This window comes from Streptomyces sp. NPDC054956, assembly GCF_053609185.1.
Genome location: NZ_JBSGXB010000413.1, coordinates 1 through 5,645, shown reverse-complemented (window position 1 = coordinate 5,645; position 5,645 = coordinate 1). Strand labels below are relative to the sequence as shown.

The window sequence follows — 5,645 nt, the reverse complement described above, 5'->3', positions numbered from 1 at the left end:
AGACCCGGACCGAGCCCCCCTTGGCGTAGGCCGGGCTGGTGGCGGCCGCCGGGACCTCCGTCAGGGGCTCCGCGATCTCCGAGACGAGGGGGCCGTGCTTGGCGGCCACCGCGTCGAGGAGGGCGAGGTCGAAGCCGTACACGCGGGCCGCGTTGCCGCCGACCATGGCGGCGACCTCCTCGCGCGGGAGGCCCGCGTAGGCGACGCGCAGCCCCTCGCGGGAGAACGGGGTGGTGCCCTCGTCGTGGGGGTAGTCGCTGCCCCACATGATCTTGTCGAGGCCGATCCGCTCCCGCAGCGGGACCTCGTGGGGGCGCATGAAGCTGGCCCCCACGAAGCAGTTGTCCCGCCAGACCTCGCTCGGGCCCTTGCCCATGGACTCCGCCAGCCCCGCCCCGAACTTGGCCTCGGCGGTGGCCGAGGCCGCGACCAGGCGGCCGTGGTAGTAGTCCAGCATGTCGAGCACGCCCGGGATCCAGCCGGAGCCCTGCTCCGTGAGGACGAGCTTGAGGCCCGGGTGGCGGCGGAAGGCCCCGCCGAAGACGAGGTGCCACAGGGCGCGGTGCGAGAACCAGGTCGTCTCCACCATGAAGACCGCCCGGGCCGCCGGTTCGTCGCCGAGCGGCGGCGAGGCCGAGCCGCCGTGGTGGTTGACCGGCACGTCCAGCTCGTCGCACACGGCCCAGATCGGGTCGTACGCGGCCGAGTAGAGCTCGGGGACCGTCGAGCCGGGCGGCACGCCCGGCAGCAGGATCCCGCCGGTCAGCCCCGCCTCCCTCGTGCGGCGGATCTCCTTCACCGCCGCGTCCACGTCGTTGAGCAGGATCTGGACCACGCCCGCCCGGCGGCCCGGCGCGTCGGCGCAGAAGTCCGCCAGCCACCGGTTGTGGGCCTGGAGCCCCGCCCAGCGCATCTCGTACTCGGCCGCCGTCGGGGGCTGGGCCATCAGGGAGGCCTTGGGGAAGAACGGCGGGATGGTGTTCGGGAAGAGGACTTCCGCGACGATCCCGTCGGCCTCCAGCTCCGTCAGGCGGCGCTGCGAGTTCCAGTTGCGGTCCGCCGTGTCCGCGAGGAGGTCCTCGTACGGGTTGACGTAGCCGGCGGCCCAGGCGTCGAACTCCCCGTGGTACCGCTTCTCCAGGTAGGGCTTGTAGTCCAGCAGGTCGGCGCCGGCGTGGCAGTCGGCGGAGATGACCGTGTAGCGGTCCGGTGCCTCCGTCACTGGTTCACCCCCAGGACCGGGAAGTCGTTGTCCGTCAGCCAGTGCCGGCCCACCTCGCGCGAGCGCGCCCAGGAGGCTTCGACGGCCGCCTGGTCGGGGCTCTGCCCCAGCTCGGCCGGGGTCGGGCCGATGCGGCGGGCGATCGGCGCCAGCTTCTCGGTGTCGAAGCCGAAGACGTCCGCCGCGGCCAGGCCCAGCATCCGGCGGGTCTCCTCGACGGGGATGTCGTGGAAGGTGTTCTTCAGCCAGTTCCGGGTGTTGGGCCAGGTCCCCTCGGGGTGCGGGAAGTCCGAGCCCCACAGGATGTTGTCCACGCCGATCTCGTAGCGCTGGGCGAGCTCGCGCCGCTTGGTGTTGGTGGCGCAGACGAACACCTGCCGGTCCAGGTACTCGCTCGGCGGCCGCTTCAGCTCCTCGAACGGGGAGAGCTTCTTGCCGCCGTGCGCGCCGAGGTAGAGCCGGTCCATGAACCACAGCTGGTTCGGCAGCCACCAGCAGCCCGACTCGGCGACGCCGAACTTCAGCCCCGGGTGCCGTTCGAAGACCCCGGACCACAGCAGGAACCACAGCGGGCGGGCCGGCCACCAGGTGACCTCGGAGACGAAGATGCCCAGGTGGTCGCCGTACTCGTGGCGCGGCGAGGATCCCGAGTGGGTGACGATCGGCATCTGCGTCTCGGCGGCGGCCGCCCACACCGGGTCGTAACGGCGGTCGTGGTAGGGCGCCTTGTCCACCCACATCGCGGGGATCATCAGGGCGCCGAGCCCGGATTCCTTGGCGCGGTGGATCTCGGCGACGACCTTGTCCGGCTCGCCGGTGATGGGCAGCAGCGCGACCCCGCAGTGCCGTTCGGGGTTCTCCGAGACGAACTCGGCGAGCCACCGGTTGTGCGCCTGGGCGCCGGCCATGCCCAGTTCGGGGTCCTGGTCGCCGGAGAGCCCGAGGCCGACCCCGAAGGGGGCGGCGGTCTGGCTGTCCACGGCGTCGGCGTCGGGGAAGACGACTTCGGCGGCCACGCCGTCGCCGTCGAGCTCCTTCAGCCGCTGGGCGACGTCCCAGCCGCCCCGCAGGCCCTCCTCGTGGTCGTGGAACCACTTCTCGGCGAAGGCCTCGTTGCGGACGCCCAGCTTGGTGGCCTCGGCGCGGCGGGCGTCGCGCTCGCCCAGGAACTCGTCGAACTGGGGGTGGAAGGCGCTGTCCAGGTAGGGGCGGTACTGCTCGGTGGGCAGGCCCGCGTGGCAGTCGGAGGAGATGATCAGATAAGGGTCTTCGTACGCGTTCTCGGCGGTCATGTCGTCCCTCAGTCGAGGATGAAGCTCTCCAGGTAGGCGGGGTTGGCGCGGTCGAGCATCGACTGCGACCGGGCGCGGATCTGCCGGTCGCTGTGCTCGCTGTCCGGCAGCATCCAGAAGCGGTCGGCGCGGATGCCGTCCACGACGTGGTCGGCGACGTCCTCGACGGGCGTGAAGTTCACCTCGTGCCCGGCCTGCTTCATGGCGGCCTCGTACTGGTCGAGGCTGCGGTACGGGGACTTGCGCGGGCGCTCCTTCGCGTACCGGTCGGGCCGGTTGCGGTGCGATTCCCACAGGCCGGTGCGCAGCATGTGCGGTCCGGGGAAGAGGACGGAGGCGCCGATGGCGGCTCCCTCGGCCTTGAGGTGGGCGTAGAGCGACTCGGTCATGGTGACCACGGCCGCCTTGGTGACCGCGTACACGGAGGCGGTGGGCAGCGGGGCGATGCCGCCGTCGCCGGAGGAGGTGTTGACGACGTGGCCGGGGCCGCCGGCCGCGATCATGCGGGGGACGAAGGCCTGGATGCCGTGGAAGACGCCCCACACGTTGACGGAGAAGGCCCACTTCCAGTCGTTGGGCTCGTGCTCCCACATGCGGCCCTCGGCGCCGGAGCCGACGCCCGCGTTGTTGCAGAGCACGTGCACGGCGCCGAAGGTCTCGTACGCGGCGTCGGCCAGCGAGATCACGGAGTCGCGGTCGCTGACGTCGACGATCTTGGCGAGCACCTCGGCGCCCTCGGCCGCGAGTTCGTCGGCGGCCTTGCGCAGGGCGCCCTCCTCCACGTCGGCGAGGACCACCTTCAGTCCCTCGGCGGCGAAGCGGCGGGCCATGGCGAGGCCGATGCCGCTGGCGGCTCCGGTGACGACGGCCACCTGTCCTGGTTCGAGTCGCATGTCACACACTCCCCTCGGGCGGCCCGTCGAGGATCTGCATCGGGTCGTCGTAGCGCTGGTGGATGTACGGGAGCAGGGCCTGGGCGCTGACCCGCTCGACGACCTTGCCCTTCTGGTCGGTGGTCTTCTCGCCGATGGTGAGTTCGACGATGCGGCGTACGGGGAGGTCGGCGACGGGGTCGTACATCGACTCCCGGAGCACCACGTCGCCGGTGATGTGCTCCAGCTTGCGGACCTTCTCGTTGCGCGTGCAGTGCACGAGCACCGGATCGGCGTCGAAGCCCGAACCGTCCACCGCGGGGAGGAACTTGAAGTAGAAGTCGGTCTTCGTGGTGGGCTCGGGGAGCGGCAGCTCGCGGTCCACGGCCCCGCGCACCTCCACGAAGGCGATCCCGTGCCGGGCGAGGGAGGCCCGTACGACGAGGCCCTCGCGCTCGACGGTGATCTCGCCGAGCTTCTTCGGCTCGCCGAAGACCTCGCGGCCGCCGATCAGGGCGCGCTCCATGCTCATCGGCATGACCAGCGGGTACCAGCCCTCGACCCCGCCGTGCTGGGCGGCGACGGCCACCGAGCCGGCGCCGAGCGGGTAGCCGGGCAGGTCGACCTTGCTGATGTTGGCCCGCACCAGGGGCCGGTCGGCGGGCTTCAGCGGCGGCGGCAGGACCGCCGCCACCACGTCCGGGTCGCTCTCCCAGACGGCCACCACACCGGTGGACCAGATGTCCGGGAGCTTGGAACTCTTCTCGCGCGACGCCGCGATCTCCGCCTCGGTTCGCGCTCCGTACCGTACGCGTGCCATCTATCGCACCATCCTCGTCTAGGACGCAGTCGGTTCTGTAACACAGTTACACCGGGACCGATGAAGGGTAAAGACCCCTGCACGCACCTGATCTGACGGATCGACAGAAAGTTGGACGGCTGACATGGCCAGAACCACGCTGACCCGCGACGAGGTCCTGGACGCGGCCGCCTCGCTCGTCAAACAGCACGGCCCGGCCGCCCTGACCATGCGCAAGCTCGCCGCCGAGCTGGGCACGGCGGTGACCTCCATCTACTGGCACGTCGGCAACCGCGAGTCCCTGCTCGACGCCCTCGTGGAGCGCACCGTGCAGGACATGGGCGCGATCCGCCCGGTCGGCCGCAACCCCGGCGACCGGGTCCTGTCGGTGGCCCGGATCCTGCGCCGCGAACTGCGCGAGCGCCCGCACCTGATCGCGATGGTCCACGAGCGCGGCCTCACCGACCGGATGTTCCTGCCCGCCCAGCAGGCCCTGGTCCACGAGGTGCACGCGGCCGGCCTGCGCGGGGCCCGGGCCGCCGACGCGGTGCGCGCCATCCAGTTCCAGATCATCGGCTTCGTCCTGGTGGAGCGGAACCGCGAACGCTCCCCCGCCCAGTCCCCCGCCGAGAGCGAGCTCTGGGACCCCTCCGGCGCCCCGCACGACCCGCCGCTGGCCCGCGCGCTGGCCCGGCCGGTGGACCCGGAGCGGCTGTTCCTGCTGTCGGTACGGGCGCTGGTACAGGCCCTGCTCTCACCGGGCAGGTAATCGGTTTGCCGCCTCGCGGCCCTCCGTGATGGGATCGGTTGCACGGGGGCGGCTCCCCGGCGCGCATCCTTCTCACCTTCCTGTAAAGAACCCGCGCGCCCACTCTCCGCCCCCGTTTTCATTTCCGGAGGAGACCCACCACCGTGCCGACCGTGCCCGCCGCCCGACCCGTCGACTCGCTCATGCTGCGCCGGCTCCAGACCGTCTACGTCGACCGGCCGCCGGCCGCCGCCTCGCCGGGCACCACGGGGGTCCGCCCGCTGGAGGGCGAGCTGCTGGAACGCGGCCACGCCATGAGCCGGGAGCTGTACGCGGCCCTGGCCGTCCTCGCGCCGACCGACCTCGCCGAGGAGCGCACGCGCCTGCTGGCGCTCGTGGACGGGCTCATGGGCTCCGACCGGGTGCACAAGCCGCTCTTCCGCCGCTTCCCCTTCTCCATTCCGCGCGACACCGAGCGCTGGTACGTCGACCGGGTCTTCTCCCTGCTGCTCCAGGAGCCCGGCCAGCCGTGCGTCCTGTGCGCCGGGACCGGCTCCGTGCACCCCGTCTCCCCGTGCGCCCACCTGATCTGCCGCTCCTGCTGGGACGGCGCCGACTACACCGGCTGCCCGGTCTGCCACCGCCGCGTCGACCCGGCCGACCCCTTCCTACGTACAGAGGAACGCACGCCCGGCGAGGCCCGCATGGCCCG

Annotated in this window: 6 protein-coding genes; 2 read left to right on the top strand and 4 right to left on the bottom strand. The window is 71.9% G+C overall.

The genetic code is table 11. The annotated features are described in order from the left end of the window. The 4 genes from ACWGDE_RS35470 to ACWGDE_RS35455 all read right to left on the bottom strand — a co-directional run. Window positions 1-1,222 (bottom strand): amidohydrolase family protein (locus ACWGDE_RS35470; protein ID WP_453393186.1); only part of this gene is annotated, 1,222 nt, incomplete at its 3' end. Next, a complete protein-coding gene (locus ACWGDE_RS35465; RefSeq protein WP_453393185.1) occupies window positions 1,219-2,514 on the bottom strand; it encodes an amidohydrolase family protein in 1,296 nt (431 codons plus the stop codon). The genes ACWGDE_RS35470 and ACWGDE_RS35465, both read right to left, overlap by 4 nt. 8 nt (window positions 2,515-2,522) lie before the next feature. Next, window positions 2,523-3,407, bottom strand: coding sequence for an SDR family NAD(P)-dependent oxidoreductase (locus ACWGDE_RS35460; protein WP_453393184.1), 885 nt, complete (start codon window positions 3,405-3,407; stop codon window positions 2,523-2,525). Window position 3,408: 1 nt separating this feature from the next. Beyond that, window positions 3,409-4,206 carry an acetoacetate decarboxylase family protein gene (locus tag ACWGDE_RS35455; RefSeq protein ID WP_453393183.1) on the bottom strand — a complete coding sequence of 266 codons (798 nt, stop codon included), beginning with the start codon at window positions 4,204-4,206 and terminating at the stop codon, window positions 3,409-3,411. A gap of 124 nt (window positions 4,207-4,330) precedes the next feature. Between ACWGDE_RS35455 and ACWGDE_RS35450 the strand changes: the two genes are divergently transcribed. Then, window positions 4,331-4,954: a TetR/AcrR family transcriptional regulator gene (locus tag ACWGDE_RS35450; protein ID WP_453393182.1), complete on the top strand. Its 624-nt coding sequence runs from the start codon at window positions 4,331-4,333 to the stop codon at window positions 4,952-4,954. Window positions 4,955-5,097: 143 nt separating this feature from the next. Further along, window positions 5,098-5,645 (top strand): RING finger family 4 domain-containing protein (locus tag ACWGDE_RS35445; protein WP_453393181.1); only part of this gene is annotated, 548 nt, incomplete at its 3' end.